General features: G+C 57.1%; 11 protein-coding genes and 3 CRISPR repeat arrays (1 of these 14 running past the window's edge). Of the genes, 3 read left to right on the top strand and 8 right to left on the bottom strand.

Translation table 11 applies throughout. The features are described 5' to 3' along the window. Positions 1-116 precede the first annotated feature (116 nt). Entirely contained in the window at positions 117-884 is a 768-nt protein-coding gene (locus tag DCH402_RS03480) for a transporter substrate-binding domain-containing protein (protein WP_039999716.1), read from the bottom strand. A 201-nt stretch (positions 885-1,085) separates the two neighbouring features. Beyond that, positions 1,086-1,713: direct repeats of the CRISPR family, unit length 28 nt; unit sequence GTGCACTGCCGTATAGGCAGCTTAGAAA. Positions 1,714-1,903: 190 nt separating this feature from the next. After that, positions 1,904-3,277: an amino acid permease gene (locus DCH402_RS03475; RefSeq protein ID WP_039999715.1), complete on the bottom strand. Its 1,374-nt coding sequence runs from the start codon at positions 3,275-3,277 to the stop codon at positions 1,904-1,906. Between the two features lie 373 nt (positions 3,278-3,650). Between DCH402_RS03475 and DCH402_RS03470 the strand changes: the two genes are divergently transcribed. From DCH402_RS03470 to DCH402_RS03460, 3 genes are all read left to right on the top strand, one after another. Next, positions 3,651-4,127, top strand: a complete 477-nt coding sequence (locus DCH402_RS03470) for an Lrp/AsnC family transcriptional regulator (RefSeq protein WP_012768465.1) — start codon at positions 3,651-3,653, stop codon at positions 4,125-4,127. A 250-nt stretch (positions 4,128-4,377) separates the two neighbouring features. Beyond that, the gene (locus tag DCH402_RS03465; RefSeq protein WP_039999713.1) at positions 4,378-4,992 is read left to right on the top strand and encodes a YitT family protein; all 615 of its coding nucleotides are present in this window, start codon (positions 4,378-4,380) and stop codon (positions 4,990-4,992) included. Positions 4,993-5,032: 40 nt separating this feature from the next. Then, positions 5,033-6,226, top strand: a complete 1,194-nt coding sequence (locus DCH402_RS03460; protein ID WP_040003335.1) for an amino acid aminotransferase — start codon at positions 5,033-5,035, stop codon at positions 6,224-6,226. 535 nt (positions 6,227-6,761) lie between these two features. Then, positions 6,762-7,689: direct repeats of the CRISPR family, unit length 28 nt; unit sequence TTTCTAAGCTGCCTACTCGGCAGTGAAC. Positions 7,690-7,818: 129 nt separating this feature from the next. Here DCH402_RS03460 and cas6f read toward each other — a convergent pair. Genes cas6f through cas1f form a run of 6 tightly spaced genes read right to left on the bottom strand, consistent with a single transcriptional unit; the run spans position 7,819 to position 15,971 of the window. Beyond that, positions 7,819-8,373 carry a type I-F CRISPR-associated endoribonuclease Cas6/Csy4 gene (gene cas6f / locus DCH402_RS03455; protein WP_039999711.1) on the bottom strand — a complete coding sequence of 185 codons (555 nt, stop codon included), beginning with the start codon at positions 8,371-8,373 and terminating at the stop codon, positions 7,819-7,821. A 4-nt stretch (positions 8,374-8,377) separates the two neighbouring features. Continuing rightward, the gene (gene csy3, locus DCH402_RS03450; protein ID WP_039999709.1) at positions 8,378-9,385 is read right to left on the bottom strand and encodes a type I-F CRISPR-associated protein Csy3; all 1,008 of its coding nucleotides are present in this window, start codon (positions 9,383-9,385) and stop codon (positions 8,378-8,380) included. Positions 9,386-9,401: 16 nt separating this feature from the next. Further along, the gene (gene csy2, locus DCH402_RS03445; RefSeq protein ID WP_039999708.1) at positions 9,402-10,343 is read right to left on the bottom strand and encodes a type I-F CRISPR-associated protein Csy2; all 942 of its coding nucleotides are present in this window, start codon (positions 10,341-10,343) and stop codon (positions 9,402-9,404) included. Next, positions 10,340-11,677, bottom strand: a complete 1,338-nt coding sequence (gene csy1 / locus DCH402_RS03440) for a type I-F CRISPR-associated protein Csy1 (RefSeq protein ID WP_039999707.1) — start codon at positions 11,675-11,677, stop codon at positions 10,340-10,342. Before csy1 ends, csy2 begins: the two co-directional genes overlap by 4 nt. 14 nt (positions 11,678-11,691) lie before the next feature. Continuing rightward, on the bottom strand, positions 11,692-14,973 hold the full coding sequence (gene cas3f / locus DCH402_RS03435; RefSeq protein ID WP_039999705.1) for a type I-F CRISPR-associated helicase Cas3f: 3,282 nt from the start codon (positions 14,971-14,973) through the stop codon (positions 11,692-11,694). Continuing rightward, the gene (cas1f, locus tag DCH402_RS03430) at positions 14,970-15,971 is read right to left on the bottom strand and encodes a type I-F CRISPR-associated endonuclease Cas1f (protein ID WP_039999703.1); all 1,002 of its coding nucleotides are present in this window, start codon (positions 15,969-15,971) and stop codon (positions 14,970-14,972) included. The genes cas3f and cas1f overlap by 4 nt, the downstream gene beginning before the upstream one ends. A 422-nt stretch (positions 15,972-16,393) precedes the next feature. Beyond that, positions 16,394-17,037: direct repeats of the CRISPR family, unit length 28 nt; unit sequence GTTCACTGCCGAGTAGGCAGCTTAGAAA (it continues 886 nt past the right edge of the window).

Genomic DNA, 17,037 nt, shown 5'->3' with positions numbered 1-17,037 from the left:
AAAAGCACCAAAAGATAAGTAAAAAGTATCTCATGGTGCGCAATAACGGTTCATTATCCCAAAATATACCGTTAACTATATTTATTTACGTTACATTACGCAACAAAAGCAAACTTTTATTCTGATTTACCCAACCATTCAGAAATTATATTCCGGTACTCTCCGGTCGATTTGGACAAATGCAGCCATTGATCCACATATAACTTCCAGCTCAGGTCGTCACGCGGCAGCATGTAGGCTTTCTCACCATATTGCATCGGCGAGGCGGGGTTCACCGCGCACAATTGCGGATAACGTTTCTGCTGGTACAACGCTTCCGAAGCATCGGTCATCATCACGTCCGCCTGTTTGTCCACCAGTTGCTGGAAGATGGTCACATTGTCATGCAATGCCAGACTGGCCTTCGGCAAATAAGCGTGAACAAAGGCTTCGTTGGTGCCGCCGGCAGGCTCAATCACCCGCACCGACGGCTGGTTAATCTGCTCGACCGTCTGGTATTTATCTTTGTCGTCGCAACGCACCAACGGGATCTTGCCGTCAACATCCAGAGGGTTGGAGAAAAAGGCTTTTTTCTGGCGTTCCAGCGTGACGGAAATCCCGCCCATGGCGATATCGCACTGACCGGACTGGAAATCCGGCATCAGGGTTTTCCAACTGGTTTTCACCCACTCCACCTTCACGCCCAGGCTTTTCGCCAGCGAGCGGGCCATCGCGATGTCGATCCCTTCGTAATCGCCATCAGCGCGCAGCGACGTGTAAGGCTTGTAATCGCCGGTGGTACACACTTTCAGCACGCCACGTTCCTGCACCTGGTCAAGATGAGACGCCGCGCCGGCACTGCCGGCCAGCCCCAATAACAACATCAGTGAAAATCGTTTTTTCATACACGTTCCTTACACGCCTGTCTGACAAAAACGCCACTGTAGCACGCCGTTTCCACCGATGCCGGTTTTGACCCTTTTTTTTCACTCCGTTATAACTCATTGATTTTTAATGACGATAAAGAACGACTTAAAAAAAGGGTTTCGCAGGGAAAAACGCTATTTTTCCTTTTCACATCAAGCCATAAGCGATAAATTGCTACGGTGCACTGCCGTATAGGCAGCTTAGAAAATATTCGTCAGTCAATTATCGACATCCTGACCGTGCACTGCCGTATAGGCAGCTTAGAAAGACAATCTGATAACGGCGCACCTCTCCACCGCGTGCACTGCCGTATAGGCAGCTTAGAAAATCTGATTCCGCCGACGCACTGGTGACGGTTTGTGCACTGCCGTATAGGCAGCTTAGAAAACGGTGATGTAGATCGGATTCGGCGCATCATCGTGCACTGCCGTATAGGCAGCTTAGAAATGACCAGTGCCGAGCAGGAACGCCTGGAGACGGTGCACTGCCGTATAGGCAGCTTAGAAAAATTGACCATCGCGCAAGCGGTAACGGATTCGGTGCACTGCCGTATAGGCAGCTTAGAAAATGCTGACGTTTGGGGGCAGGTTGCTGAGTCGGTGCACTGCCGTATAGGCAGCTTAGAAAGGGGTGTGGACTATCGGATATGGTTGGACGCAGTGCACTGCCGTATAGGCAGCTTAGAAATCGCCTACTTCAAGAAGCGCATTCATTTCGATGTGCACTGCCGTATAGGCAGCTTAGAAATTGGAACCGTTAAGTATCAGGAGTTCTGGGTGGTGCACTGCCGTATAGGCAGCTTAGAAAAGGGTGTCGGCGGCGTAGTTTAGCCATCAAGCCAGTGGTCAAGGAGAGGTGGCGCTTGCACCTCTCCTTGTCGTGCGTGCGATGAAATAGTAGAGATACGCGATTGCCTATCCCGCACGAAACCGCTCACCGCCCCAACATAAATCAGGCCGCAGCAAAATCCTTGCTGTTTGCCAACAGCCCGAAAACACTATTCCGCCGCCAGTACCGACTGCGCCCCTTTGCGCTTTTTGATGGCATAACCCGCGCCCAACGCCAGCAGCCAGAACGGAATCAGCCACACGGAGATCTGAATGCCCGGCGTCATCGCCATGATCACCAGAATCCCGGCCAGAAACAGCAGGCACAGAATGTTGGTCAGCGGGTAGCCCAGGCTTTTGAAGCGGGTTTCCTGATGCGCACGCTGCTTCGCCTGACGGAATTTCAAATGGGTAATGCTGATCATCGCCCAGTTGATCACCAGTGCAGACACCACCAACGCCATCAACAGTTCAAACGCTTTGCCCGGCATCAGGTAGTTGAGCAGCACGCACAGCGCCGTCGCCAGCGCAGAAACGCCGAGCGACACCAGCGGAATGCCGCGGCGGTTGACCGTGAGCAGCGCGCGCGGCGCATTGCCTTGCCGCGCCAGCCCGAACAGCATCCGGCTGTTGCAATACACACAACTGTTGTACACCGACAACGCAGCGGAGAGCACCACCAGATTCAGCACGTTCGCCACCAGATTGCTATCCAGTGCGTGGAAAATCAGCACAAACGGGCTGCCGCCCTCCACCACTTTCTGCCACGGATACAGCGACAGCAGCACCGCCAGCGCACCGACATAAAACAGCAGGATGCGATAAATCACCTGATTAGTGGCGCGAGGAATGCTCCTGTGCGGGTCGTCCGCCTCGGCCGCGGTGATCCCCACCAGTTCCAGCCCGCCGAAGGAGAACATGATCACCGCCATCGCCATCACCATGCCGCTAATACCGTTCGGGAAGAAACCGCCGTGCTGCCACAGGTTGGCGACGTTGGCGTCCGGCCCGCCGTTGCCGCTCAGCAGCAGATAGCCGCCGAACACGATCATGCCGATAATCGCCGCCACCTTGATGATGGAAAACCAGAACTCCAGCTCGCCGTAGACCTTCACATTAGTCAGGTTGATGGCATTAATGGCGACAAAAAACACCGCCGCCGAGACCCAGGCCGGCACTTCCGGCCACCAATACTGAATGTAGATGCCCACCGCGCTCAGTTCCGCCATGCTCACCAGCACATACAGCACCCAGTAATTCCAGCCGGACATAAACCCGGCGAAATTGCCCCAGTATTCATTGGCGAAATGGCTGAATGAACCGGCCACCGGCTCCTCCACCACCATTTCGCCCAGTTGGCGCATAATAAAAAACGCAATCACGCCGGCGATGGCGTACCCCAACAGCACCGACGGCCCCGCCATGCGAATCGTCTGTGCAATACCAAGAAACAACCCGGTTCCTACCGCTCCGCCCAGCGCAATCAGTTGGATATGGCGATTTTTCAGCCCGCGTTTGAGCTGGCTGTGTTGTTGTGTGCCCATTTGCCCTGTCTCCCCAGAAAGTGGGTGAATATATTTTATGTCACCTCATTCCGAGCAATTATCAGGCCAACTAGCGCCACCGCTGCCGGTCTCGCCTGTTTACAGTACTTAACAAACTGAATCGGTTTTGAAAAAACATTAAATTCACATTTCTTGCAGCAAACCGGCGATGACATTCATCCAGCGCAAGAAACATTAAAAACCTGCATGTAATCCACAAAAAATCAGCCGGAGATACACAATAATGAACCAAGGCGGTGCAACGCCGCCGGCGGAAAAACAGGCTGGTAGCATCACGATGCCAAACAACGAACTTCCGGCAGTGAAAAAAGCTGCTAGTCTGTAGGTTTGGTACTTCTGGCAAGGCAGGGTTATGTACAACATTGATGATTTTGATTTGAAGATCCTCACACTGCTGCAGGCAAACGGACGCCTGACCAATCAGGAACTCAGCGATCTGGTTGGGTTGTCTGCATCCCAGTGCTCTCGTCGTCGCATTGCCCTTGAGCAGGCGCAACTGATCCTCGGGTATCACGCCCGGCTGGCGCCGGATGCGGTGGGGCTGGAGTTGATGGGGTTGATTGAAGTACGGCTGATCAATCACACCCAGGAATGCGTAGACAGCTTTCACCAAATGCTGGGCGAAGTCGACGCGATTATCGATGCCTACAAAACCACCGGCGACGCGGATTACATGCTCAAGGTCGCAGTGGCGGACTTGCCCGGCCTGAGCGCGCTGATCAGCGAAATTCTGGCACGTAACAAAAGCGTGGCGCACCTGAAAACCTCGGTAGTGCTCAACCGGCTGAAAGAGAACGGATTAATGGCGCCGCCCGTCTCTCCGCTCTAATTCGGTGCACAGGTTGCTTCATTTCGGTGCAGGAAAACACGATTCCCGCATGAAAAACCAAAATCACGCACAATAATTACGAAAACCACACACAATACGCACAATACGTGCAAAAATTTTCATTCAGTGCTTTCAATACGTTAAGGCTTTTTTCGCCTAAAAAAACAACGACACGCCCGACCGGGTGCGGCAACTGGTGTGCTTTTTGCTTGAAAAGACAGGGTTTCCTTCTTTTATCAGGCACGTTTCCATGGATAACGTCATTACACCACCACCCGTTTCACACACACTGCTGGAAGACGTTCTGGCGCTGCTTATCGGCACCCTAATGGTCTCTTTCGGGGTGATTCTGCTGCGCCAGGCGGGCGCGCTGACCGGCGGTACCGCCGGGATGGCTTTCCTGCTGCACTACGCGACCCATATCTCGTTCGGCACCGCGTTCTTTCTGCTGAATCTGCCGTTTTATTACCTCGCCATTCGGCGTATGGGCTGGCAGTTCACCCTCAAAACGTTCTGCGCGGTGGCGCTGGTTTCGCTGTTTTCCGACCTGCACCCGCTTTTTATCCACTTTGATCACCTGCAACCGATTTACGCCACGCTGTTCGGCAACCTGATCATGGGGCTGGGGTTTATCGTACTGTTCCGCCACCGCGCCAGCCTGGGCGGGGTGAACATTCTGGCGCTCTATTTACAAGACAAAAGTGGAATCCGCGCCGGAAAATTCCAGATGGCGGTAGACGTGAGCATTGTGCTGACTTCCCTGTTCGTGGTAAGCATACCGATGCTGATCGCCTCGGTACTGGGTGCGGCGGCGCTGAATCTGATTATCGCTATGAATCATCGCCCTGGCCGTTATACCGCCTAGCGAACAGCCTGACTTTTTATACCTGAGGAGAGTGACCAACGTGTTCCAGAATGTCGACGCCTATGCTGGCGACCCTATCCTGTCCCTGATGGAGAAGTTCAAGCAGGACCCCCGTACTGATAAAGTGAACCTCAGCATCGGGTTGTATTACGACGGGCAGGGCGTCATTCCTCAGTTGCAGGCGGTCAGTGCCGCAGAAACCCAGTTGCAGGCCGAGCCGCAACACGCCTCGGTCTACCTGCCGATGGAAGGTCTGGCGCCTTACCGCAGCGCGGTGCAGACGCTGCTGTTCGGCGAGCACCACCCGGCGCTTACCGCACAACGCGTCGCCACCATCCAGACGCTGGGCGGTTCCGGTGCGCTGAAAGTGGGTGCGGATTTCCTCAAACGCTATTTTCCGGATTCCGAAGTCTGGGTCAGCGACCCGACCTGGGAAAACCACATCGCCATTTTCTCCGGCGCCGGTTTTCAGGTGCATACCTACCCCTATTTTGACGCCGACACGCTGGGCGTGAACGTGGACGCGATGATAAGCGCGCTGAAACAGCTGCCGCCGCGCAGCATCGTGCTGCTGCACCCGTGCTGCCACAACCCGACCGGCTCAGACCTGACTCACGCCGAGTGGGACAGGGTTATCGAAGTGTTGATCAAAGGCGAGCTGGTGCCGTTTCTTGATATCGCCTATCAGGGCTTTGGCGGCGGCATGGACGACGATGCCTACGCCATTCGCGCCATCGCCGGTGCCGGCCTGCCCGCGCTGGTCAGCAACTCGTTTTCCAAAATTTTCTCGCTGTATGGCGAGCGCGTCGGCGGGTTGTCCGTCGTGTGTGAAGATCAGGACGCCGCCGGCCGGGTGCTGGGCCAGTTGAAAGCCACCGTGCGCCGCAACTACTCCAGCCCGCCGAACTTCGGCGCGCAGGTGGTCTCACGCGTGCTGAACGACGGCACGCTCAACGCCAACTGGCACGCAGAAGTGGAAGCGATGCGCCTGCGTATTCATGAAATGCGCCAGACACTGGTGGACGAGCTGAAAAAAGCCTTGCCGGGCCGCAACTTCGACTACCTGCTGACCCAGCGCGGCATGTTCAGCTACACCGGTTTTAGCGCCGCGCAGGTAGACCGCCTGCGGGAAGAGTTCGGCGTGTATCTGATCGCCAGCGGCCGTGTCTGCATCGCCGGGTTAAACCACCACAACGTACAGCGCGTCGCCGCTGCCTTCGCCGCCGTACAGTAAGTTATTCCTTTCACTTTTTTTACGCCCTTTCCCCCAGCCGGTAACGGTTGGGGGATTTTTTATTCCTGCGCGGGAATAAGGCTGTTGACACACAGCCGGGGTATGGCTGACAAATACGTTTGTCGAATGTATGAGAGGGCGGTGGTTCATTTCGTGCGGGATAAACCGTGTCGCTTCTTTGCTACATCATCGCACGCACGACAAGGAGAGGTGCAAGCGCCACCTCTCCTTGACCTCTGGCTTGATGGCTAAACTACGCCGCTGACGCGGTGCCTTCGGCGTTCGCCTTCGCTGTTCGGACCGCCCATTACGCGTTTACTCGCCCCATCCCTGGGGCTCGCCCTTCGGGCCAGCGTAAACGCTGTTCAAAAACGCTCCCGGCGTTTTTGTCAGACGCGGAATGGGCTTGCACGGCATCCATGCCGTGCATCCGGCGAAGTCGCCCACCTCAGCGTAGTTTTAACGCCAGTAACCCCGTCAACCGCTGCCTGTGCGGCAGTGAATCCGGCGGTGCTACGACCAGCTCTCCGCGTAATTTCTAAGCTGCCTATGCGGCAGTGAACATGGAAACATTCGTGTTCGCGTAGATGCCTTGTTTCTAAGCTGCCTACTCGGCAGTGAACTTCTGGTCAGCAGCAATACCGGTGTTTGAATATTTCTAAGCTGCCTACTCGGCAGTGAACCATGGATAGACAGTCATTTCTGGGAACGTTTTTTTCTAAGCTGCCTACTCGGCAGTGAACCAGTTCGTGATCCATGGCATCATCGTGTAGCGTTTCTAAGCTGCCTACTCGGCAGTGAACACCATTACGACCAGCGGCGCGGATAGACGCGCTTTCTAAGCTGCCTACTCGGCAGTGAACGTCGGCGATGTTCCGGTGTATGACGAAGAGCTTTTCTAAGCTGCCTACGCGGCAGTGAACTTACAGCAGCAATAAATCAGGCTCGAAGCGAATTTCTAAGCTGCCTACGCGGCAGTGAACGCTGGGGTACGGGACATCTGACAATAGTAACGTTTCTAAGCTGCCTACGCGGCAGTGAACAGCTAGAATTCACAATCAGCTTTCGTGCTGGATTTCTAAGCTGCCTACGCGGCAGTGAACGCCCGTTAGGCGCCATCGCTGGCGCTGAGATATTTCTAAGCTGCCTACGCGGCAGTGAACGCACAGTCTGGAACTTCGTACGCCTGCCAGGCTTTCTAAGCTGCCTACGCGGCAGTGAACCTGGGTAACCTGTTCACTCAGTTCATTTCCCATTTCTAAGCTGCCTACGCGGCAGTGAACTCCAGTAATCATTTCAGGATGTGCGCCAACCGTTTCTAAGCTGCCTACGCGGCAGTGAACGCATTTCATTGATTGCGGTCGCAGGCCGATCATTTCTAAGCTGCCTACGCGGCAGTGAACCCGGTATGAGCGTTTTCACTGCGCTGCGCACATTTCTAAGCTGCCTACGCGGCAGTGAACTGTAGCGAATAATCGCTTATCACCTGATTGTTAAAGAGAAATAGCCGTTTTCCCGGAAAAACCCTTTTTTCTGGCGGCCAGATTGCGGTATTAAAAATCAATACGTTACAACTGGCCGCAAAAAAAGGGTCAAAACCACGGGATGGTGGCGATGGCGCTTAAGCCGTAGCTGGAGAACACCCCGGCGACTGGTTTCTCCTGCAACGGGCCGTGCTCGACAAACAGTAAAAACGTTTGTCCGCTGGAAAGGCTGCGCAGCGGCAGATACGGCAGCGAGGTGCGTTTTTCCGCCGCATAGGGAATGCGGGCGGCGGCTTCATCCGCAGTCATTCGGCCTTTACTCACCGCCCGGCGGCGCAGGCGTTCAGCGCTGCTTTTTACCTGCACCCGGCGCACGGTGCGGTACTGCGCACCCGTTGGCACCGTTAATACATCGGTGATGGTGCTATAGTCGCGCAGCCCTGTGCGCCAGCCGGTTTGTTCCAGTGCCGTCAGTGCCTGCACGCTGCCGTGCAACCGCAGCCGTTCCCCCAGCGTTTTGCCCGCATCCGGAAAGCTCACGCCAATATCGCCGGTCGCACGCTGCCCCAGCGTCCGGTGCAACTTGGCGAACAGCGCGCTCAGCAACTGCACCGCGCTGAACTCCAGATCAGGCAACACCCGAATCTCGATATAGTGATCCATAGGGTTACTCGCCTTTCTCGCCGAACACCCCGCCGCGAATCAGTGTGGCGATCACGTAGTGCTGCTGCGCCACCTCCGGCACGTTGCCCTTGATCACCCAGTTATCCAGCAGGGTGTAAAAATCCATCTTGTCTTTCGGCTGGCGATACGCACGGCCACGGCTGGTGACGGAGCCATAGGGTTCAACCGCAATCGGCCCGGTTTCCGCCGCTTCCGGGTGCCAGTCATCCACCGTGCGCAGCGCATTGCCGATTTTCTGCGAGTGCATCGCCGCCACGCCGTTAACCTGATACAGAATTTTGCTCTTGCCGTTGCGGGCGCGCTCATCCAGCACCAGTTCCTGCGACGGGAACACCTCCTGCCCGTTGCCCAGTTTCACCTGCGCTTCCACGCGGAAAAACGCCGAATCGCTGCCCGCCAGCGCCTGCTCAATGGCGTGGGCCAATTCGGCCAGTGCGTCTGAAGGTTGGCTAAACTGGCGCAGCGAGTAGTCTTCGCCGTTGAATTCCCAGCGCTTATCGTCGTGCGTCACCACCACCTGCACCGCTTCTGCGCCGATACGGTTGCGCCACAAAAAACGACCACTGGCGATATTCTCGGCGTAACGTGCCGCGAGCACGCCAAAGCCCTGCTCGCGGGCGTAACCGTTAATCAGGTCAGTCAGCGCCTGTTGATAATCCTGATCGTTACAGACCGACGGCAGCGCCAGATTACCCAGCACCCGCAGGGTGAAGGCCACTTTCAACGTGTCGGCATCAAACGGCAGCGCCGCCACATCCACCGTTTGCAGGTTGGGTTTTTGAATTTCGGCATCCAACTTGGCCGGGTCACTGCTGATGGCGTTTTTTAACCGGTTGGAGATGGTGCCGCGTACCGATTTTTCCTGAATTACCACCGGCTGCCAGTTCTCCTGCTGCCAGTTGCCCGCCAGCATCAGCGCATCGGAATTCGCCAGTTTGCGCTCAAACGCCAGTACCGATGCGGTTTTCAAGGTAGTTGCTGCTTTTGCCATGGTTTCAATCCTTGTCTCAGTAGTTGAATTCAAGTTCTGGGTAATCATCATCTGCTGCGCTGCCTGCGTCGTTGACGGTTTGCAGGCAGCGGTAGGTGTGGTGTTGATAGTGATAACGCCAAAAGAGGCGGTCGATGTCGTCAATGCGGTGCACGCCGCACCACTCACCAACGCCGTAAATCGCTTCGGCAAAACAGAACGGGGTGGACGGGTCGCGGGTTTTCTCCACCTCGCCGGGGTTGTACAACGGCGAAATGGCGCGGTAGCCGGTCATCAGCGGCACCAGATAACCTCTGTCAGGCTTGGGCAGCGGTTGCCAGCTCACCGCATCATCAGAAGATCGCACCGCCTGATATTTCAGGGCGGCGAAATCGAGCCAGGCATCCAGCATGTCGGCCTGCGGATTGGTCTGTTGCAGGGTTTCAAGATGCGACGGCAACAGCGAGGTGCAGTCCAGCAACACAAAGCCCGGCAGTAAACGGCGCATCAGGCTGCGGGTGGCTGCGCCCCTGGCGGGGATGTCGTGGAAGCTTACCTGTTCGATATCCACAATCAGCCCGCCTGCCAGCCGCTGCTGTTGCGCCTGTTGCCGCACCTGCTGGCGAAGCGCCTCACGCCCGTCTTCACCGGGCAACATGCCGTGGCATTCGATAAGCAGCGACACGGTGAGGTGCATTCGCCCCTCTTCGTTAAAAGCGGCGGTTTTTTCCTCTTTAGTCAGCGGGTTACGCGTCAGCGCAAAGCTACGGTTCCAGCCGCTGCCGTAAGCATGAACCTGATACTGATGGCACACCACACCGCAGCCTTCCAGCCGCAAACCGTGAGATGCCTGCAACTGGCGCGACAAGGCGTGGGTAAAGCCGAGAAAATGGCTGATGGCGGGAAAGCCGTAGGTGTGCCCGGCAATGGCGTTGGCGTTTTCCACCTGAATACGCCGCAAAATCATCAGGCTGCTCATGCCCGTTCCTCCTTCAGCGCGCGTTCGGTTTCCCGCAGGCGCTGCTTAAACAGCGCGGCGGTTGACCACTCGCGGCGTTCCACCTCGCCGAAAATCAGTTTATCGTGGTGCAATCGTGCATTCAGCCATTGGCCAAATTCATGGGCGACCTGTTCTTTCCAGTCCCCGCCGTCGCGTGCATAGCGAAAAGCGTCATCATGCCGACAGCGCCTTGGGTCAAGCCACAATCGCAGAGGGAAATTCAGTTGGGAATACGTGCTCCAACCCGCCTTGCCCAGGTTTTGTACCGTGGCGACATAGTCAAATAGGGCGTTGATCAACCGGTCGAGGTAACGCCTGCGCTGGTTGCGAATCTCACGGTTGTTTTCCACCTCTTTGACGCTGAGCAGGAATTGCTGCATCTCCCGGCGCGCAGTGTAGGTCAGTGCATCCACCTCACCCCGTTCACGGAAGATGGTGTCATGCTCCAGCGGCAGTTTGATTTGGCTGAGCCACTGTGACGGCGCGCTGCTGAGCAGATAGGAGCGACCACTGCGGGCAGAATTAAGCGCGGAAATATTTTGCGGCTTGGTGCCGCCCATATTCTGCACCGCAATACCGGGGTAGCTGACATCAACTTCATCGTGCCAGCGCTTTTGTCGCCGGGCCTCGCGGATGGCTTTAGCCTGCTCGGCAAAGCGCACCGCGTTCAGGCGTTGGTCCAGCGCCTGCGACAGCGAAGAGGAATAAAGCGGACTGAGTAAGTGGTATTCGCCGTCACCCACCGGAAAATAGATCTGCTTTGCCAGCTTGTGGGAGCTGGGTTGTTTATCGCTCAACACCTGCCCGAACCCAGCCAGCCACTGTGCAAGCTGCTCTGCGTTTTCCGCCAGCGCTTCCAGCGCGCGGTGGTCACCCCGCTGTAGCGCCGCCACCAGCGAATCACCCTGATGCTCGGTTTGCAGCAGTTTGGCCACATCCAGCGCCGCCGCGTTGCCGACCGCATCAATCGCCGGTTGCGCCAGCGACGCGGTAGAGAGCACATCCGTAGCCGTTTCAGGTTCAGTGCTGAACACACTGCTGCCTTTGGCATCACTGTGGGTGAATTTCAGCGCGTGGGTCACCAGGCTAATCTGCCCGGCGCGGCTGGCGGCATCCGTCAGCCAGGTGCGCGCCTCGTAAGCCTGTTCTATCTCGCGCCGCTGCTGCAAAAGCGCCACTTCCGCTGCGGCCAGCGCTTCGCCGCTTAACGCCGCCCGCTGCTTATCAGCGGCTTTATCGAAGGCATCCAGCTTGGCCTGCTTTCGGGTTTCGATATAACTGACAATAAACTGCGTTAATTCACTCTCTTCCATGCCTCCTCCTGTCATCATGATTGTTCCCCAAACACCCCGAGCCACTGATGCCAGCACCACGCCCGGTTGTCGCGGGTGCTGATACTGATTTCACCAAAGCGGTCGCTGACTCTGGCGAGTTCCCACTGTTTTTCCTCGGCCAGTTGCAGATAAAGCGCGGTGTAATCCATCTCTACCCAGAGGCTGACGCCATCGGCCATGGCCTGTTCCACTGAGCGAATCTCATCGATTTTTTTCCAGCCGCTCGGCCCGTCGTCCTGCAACATAAAGACCGGATCGTCGCCTTCATCTTCCAATCGCAGCCAGTAACGCTGCTGCGGGTCTGAACGGCGAAACGGCGTGTGCCGTTGCAGTTCGCCGTTCCAGTGCAGCGGTTTGCGCCACCACAGCACAGCCGTTGGTTGTGAAGACGACCCGTTTTTTGGCCCAAACAGTTTTGTTGCCAGCGCCGCGTGCTCCAGCGAAATCAACGTAAACGGTTCTTTCAGTACCGGTGGCTGTTGAATTCGCGGCGCAGCGCTGATGGTCTGGTAATCCTCCGGTTTGAGGATCTCCCGCAGATCGTGACTGGCGAGTGTGAAGCCGTGCTCCGATTCAAAACCGGGGCGAAGGAACACCACTTTTTCGCCTTTCAGCGCCCGCACGTTGTGGCTTAGCAAATAAAAATTGGGTGAGGTCGGCACATACTCGTCACGCTGGCGGTGGCGCAGAATACGCCCGGCTAACTGAATAACAGAACGCATCGAGCTGGGTTCGGCGATGGCCCAGTCGTAATCGTGGTCTCGCCCCACTTCCGCCACCGAGGTGGCCAGCACCACAAACAGGTGATGCTGCTGCGGCTGCTGTTCGATGGCGTCACGAATTTCCGCCACCTGCCACAGTGCCTGCGGGTCTTTGCGCATCAGTGCTGCATCCAGCCGCGCTTCGATGTGGGAGCGCATCGCCAGCGGGTGCTGGCTGTGATAAACGCAATAATGCACGCAGTAATCCGGCGGGGAAGGCATCTCCATCAGCGCACGCGCTACTGCCACCAGCGGGTTGATGTTTGCCATGCGAATCAGCCCCAGCGACACGGTTTTGCCGCCGGAATGCGTCTGGTGATGGTGCTGATGCAGCGCAAACACCCGCTGGTGCAGGGTTTGCGCCAGCGCCCGGCACACCGCGCTCGCCTCTCGCGTCGGGCTTGCCACCGGTTCAATCTCCGCCCAGCGCAGCCGCTGCTCCTGCTGATGCAGCTTGTCGATGCGCCCGGCGACAAACGCCTTGTGTTGATCGGCAAAAGCCTGGGTATCGGCAAGCTGATGGCACTGGCTGTCGAATTCATCAAACCAGCCGCAGCAAATACTCAGCGGCGTGCCCGGCTCGCCGTACGCCTGCTGCCAGGCTGCGCGGCCTTTCAGGTAGGCTTCGAACAGCGCGCGGATCAACGCCGGCGGCAGCGTGGCGGATGACAGTAATACCCGTGAGCCGAGCATCCCCGCCCAGTTCACCAGCCGACACAGCGCGGGCAGGTCTTCCAGCCCAAAATCGTCCGGCTCGTCCAGCACCAAATCCGAGGTGAGTAGCCGCAGCATCGGCGCAATCTGGTGGCCGCCGCGCAGGCTTTCGGTCGCGGGCATCAGGTGGTCGATGGTGGTGACCAGCACCGGCGCACTCAGCAGTTGATGCAGCGTCGGCGATTTTTCCAGCCAGGTTTTCAGCCGACCGTCATCCAGCGAGCCGTCGTAACTGACGTACTGATGCTCGCTAAACAGCGACTCAGCCGATTCGCTGCCGGTTTGCACCACACGCGTTTCCTGCTCCTGCTGGCGTAGCTCATGCAGTTCCTGCACCGCTTGCGAGCCAATCAACACCGCCAGGTCGTCTTCATCCAGCGTCAGGCGCTGGCGCAATGCGTCGCCGGTTTGCAGCGTCAGGGTGCGCAGGCCGAGCGCCACCGAAAAGCGGCACCCGACGGATTCCTCTGCCAGCGCGTACATAATGCGGGCATTCGCCAGCGTCTTGCCGCGCCCGGTAGAGGCCATGTTGACGCCAAAGAAACCGTGGCGGGCCGCCTGCTCACGCATGGCGCAGACCTGATCAAATGCTTTATCCTGCCAACGGAAACGCGCATCGGTGCTGCGCTGGCGAAAGCCTTTGTGGCGGGTGATGGCCGGCAGCGTATCGCGCAGGTGCGGCAGGCTGCGCCCAAGCAGCAGCGCATTCTGCGCCACGCCGACGCAGTGTTCGTCCAGTTGCTGTTTGAGCTTGCCGGTCTTTCTATCGGTATTAGCCCACACGGTATAGCGCGGGTCTTGCCAGCCGGAGGTGGCATCGGAAGAGGAGTAATGGTGGTCTGCCAGCATCAGCGACAGCCGTGCCAGATGCACCGTCAGCCGCTGGTCCAGTTGGCCGAAGGTCATCAACGAGGGTAACTTCAGCGCACGGGCAGCGAACTTGCGCGCCTTTTCACACCAGACGCGGCTTTGCAGCGGCGTGCCGTGCGGGAACTGCCACACCTGTTGCCATTCCTGCTGGCTGATATCCGGGCGCAGGTGATTAACGGCATTCCAGCAGGGCGATACCTGCCCAGTCAGCCACTGACTCACATCGGCTAGATCAGGGCTGGGATTGTCGCTCTTGTCATCCCAGAACATCGGCAAACGGTGGTGCGAGACAATCAGCCAGCCCACCACCTGCGCCAGCGGCGGCAGGCTTTTAAACGGTGAGGAGTGGGGGATTTTCTCATCCTGCTGCACGCGCGCCAGCAACGCCGCTTCCCCCTCCGGGCGGATGGCGGCCAGCGCCGTCAGCCAGCCGGTATCGTCCCGCTCGCCGACAAACGCCTGAAACAGCCGCAGCGACACCCACTCGTGGCGAAGCGGCTGGCTGCGCGGCCCCTTGCCCCGCAACCCGGCCTGAAACAGCGCATTGGCCTTGCCGATGTCGTGAAACAGCCCGGCAATCGCCGCCAGCAGGCTGAAGGCTTCGGCGCTGTGCCACGGATTTTCATCCTGGCTGCGCAGAATATCACGCTCGGTGCGGTTGGTCGGCACGCTGCCTTGCGGGTTGAAACGCCGCAGGTTGCCGACAATCCACAGCAATTCGGTGTGATTGGCGCTGCGAATCCAGTGGCAGGCCACCGCCGTGTTGCGCCGTGCGGTTTTACGCAGCAGTGTGCGTAGCGTTTTCAGCCCCTCTTCGGTGATGGCGGTCTGCCAGGTGCGTTCCCCTTTGCGCTCGGCGAACTGGTCCAGCACCCGGCGGGTTTCCACCAGCGCCCGCTTGTTGCATTCGGAAATCAGCAGGATGTTCATTGCGCCCCCTGACTCCCGGTTTTCGCCACCTGGCTTAATTGCTGCGCCACCTGTTGCAGGCTGTCGATCATCACATCCAGCGCCTCGGCCTGACGAAACGACGTCAGGCAGCGCTGGCGAAATTCCTGCTCGTCTTCCCCTTCCATCGCGGCGATAAACGCCTGCGGCAGAATCAGCGCGTCTTTAATCAGGTCCGCCACATCGAACACCAGCCCGCCACGGCGGGTTTTGCCGTGCAGCACCGCCAGCCCGTGCGGCAATCCCAACACCCACAGCGCCACCGCCGCCAGCCCGTAAGCCAGATAATTACCGTGGTCGAGAAAACGGTTCGCCAGATCGGTGCCGCCGCCGCGTTTGGCGCGGGTAAAATCACCGTAACTCACCGCATTGGCCGCCAGCCGGTACAGCGATTTGGTCATCATCGCTTCCTGCACCAGCACATCGTTACTGGTGCGACAGTTCGCCAGCCCTTGCTGATAGCGGTTAAGCAGCGCTTCCACATGCTCGGGTTTGATGGCGAAACGCGACTCACGCGCCAGCCGCCCGCTCAGCCAGTGCTGACGAATCTGGCCGATGCGCACCTGCTGAAAGGCAATCGCCGCCGCCAGCCGCTGCTCTTCGTTAAACCAGAAGCTGACCCAATCCTGCAAATAGCCGGTGGGGCGGTATTCGCTCTGCGGCGACAGCCACGACACCGCCACCTCCGCTTCATTGGCGGCGAACAGCGGCGTGCCGCCACTACCGCAAAACCCGACCATCACCCCGGCACGGGCAAATTCCCGCATCGCCGCCTGCGTGACCGAGGTACCGGTGCCGAGCATCACCACGCTGGTATTGGCAATCGGGATATTCCAGTACAACGACTGATTCCCTTCTTCAGTGACATATTCCACCCGCCCGCCATTGACCAAAATACGGCAATGCTGGAGGTAATAAATATTGGCGCGTTTGGAATGCAGAATGGTTTTTAAATCCGACGGGCTGAATACGTTATCCATAAAACCGTTTCTCTGTTGTCGTGATAAAGCAAACCCACCCGCGTAATAACACGCAGGCTAATAATTAATTGGGAAATACGGATACCCAAAATAATTCGAGTTGCAGGAAGGCGGCAACGCAGCGAATCCCCGGGAGCTTACCCAAGTAAGTGACCGGGGTGAGCGAGGAAAGCCAACACACCTGCAACTTGAAGTATGACGGGTATAATCTACTGGAAAGTAACGAGAATTAACCTATCACAGCCACAACGGGAAAGTGAATGGCGCCGAAAAGACTTTTCTTATTTTTATACCCTTTTTTTCAGCCGCTATTTTCGGCACTGAAAAATCAATCAGTTACCGACAGCCGAAAAAAAAGGGTCTGACGACGAAAATCGACAATTGCGGGTCAGAATACAAAGGGTTAGAGTCAACGGGCTACAGTTCACTGCCGAGTAGGCAGCTTAGAAAGGCGCGCAGCGTATGGCGTGCCATCCGGGTTTGTTCACTGCCGAGTAGGCAGCTTAGAAAGACATTGAGCGTTATCTGTCTATCGACATCAAGTTCACTGCCGAGTAGGCAGCTTAGAAAAGTGCGGGTTTCTTTTTGCCGGAGATTTTATGGTTCACTGCCGAGTAGGCAGCTTAGAAACCCAGATAACAAGGTGACAACCGATGATCCTCTGTTCACTGCCGAGTAGGCAGCTTAGAAAGAGTATAAAAACCTCATTGATATCATCACGCAGTTCACTGCCGAGTAGGCAGCTTAGAAAAGCAAGTATGCACGTCACAAACTGGCGAATGAGTTCACTGCCGAGTAGGCAGCTTAGAAAGGTGAAACAGTCAGCGCCTTGTAATCGAGATCGTTCACTGCCGAGTAGGCAGCTTAGAAAAGCGAGAGACTCTGCGGGCCGAAACACTACAAGTTCACTGCCGAGTAGGCAGCTTAGAAATGAACAAACGCGCACCCTTCAAGGCACTGAATGTTCACTGCCGAGTAGGCAGCTTAGAAAAAAATCTTTCGGGCAGACAGAAAAACTTTTGCCGTTCACTGCCGAGTAGGCAGCTTAGAAATGGGGTAATTCACC

The sequence above is a fragment of the Dickeya chrysanthemi NCPPB 402 genome (assembly GCF_000406105.1).
GTDB classification, from domain to species: Bacteria; Pseudomonadota; Gammaproteobacteria; order Enterobacterales; family Enterobacteriaceae; genus Dickeya; species Dickeya chrysanthemi.
This window is presented reverse-complemented; position numbering and strand designations above follow the sequence as displayed.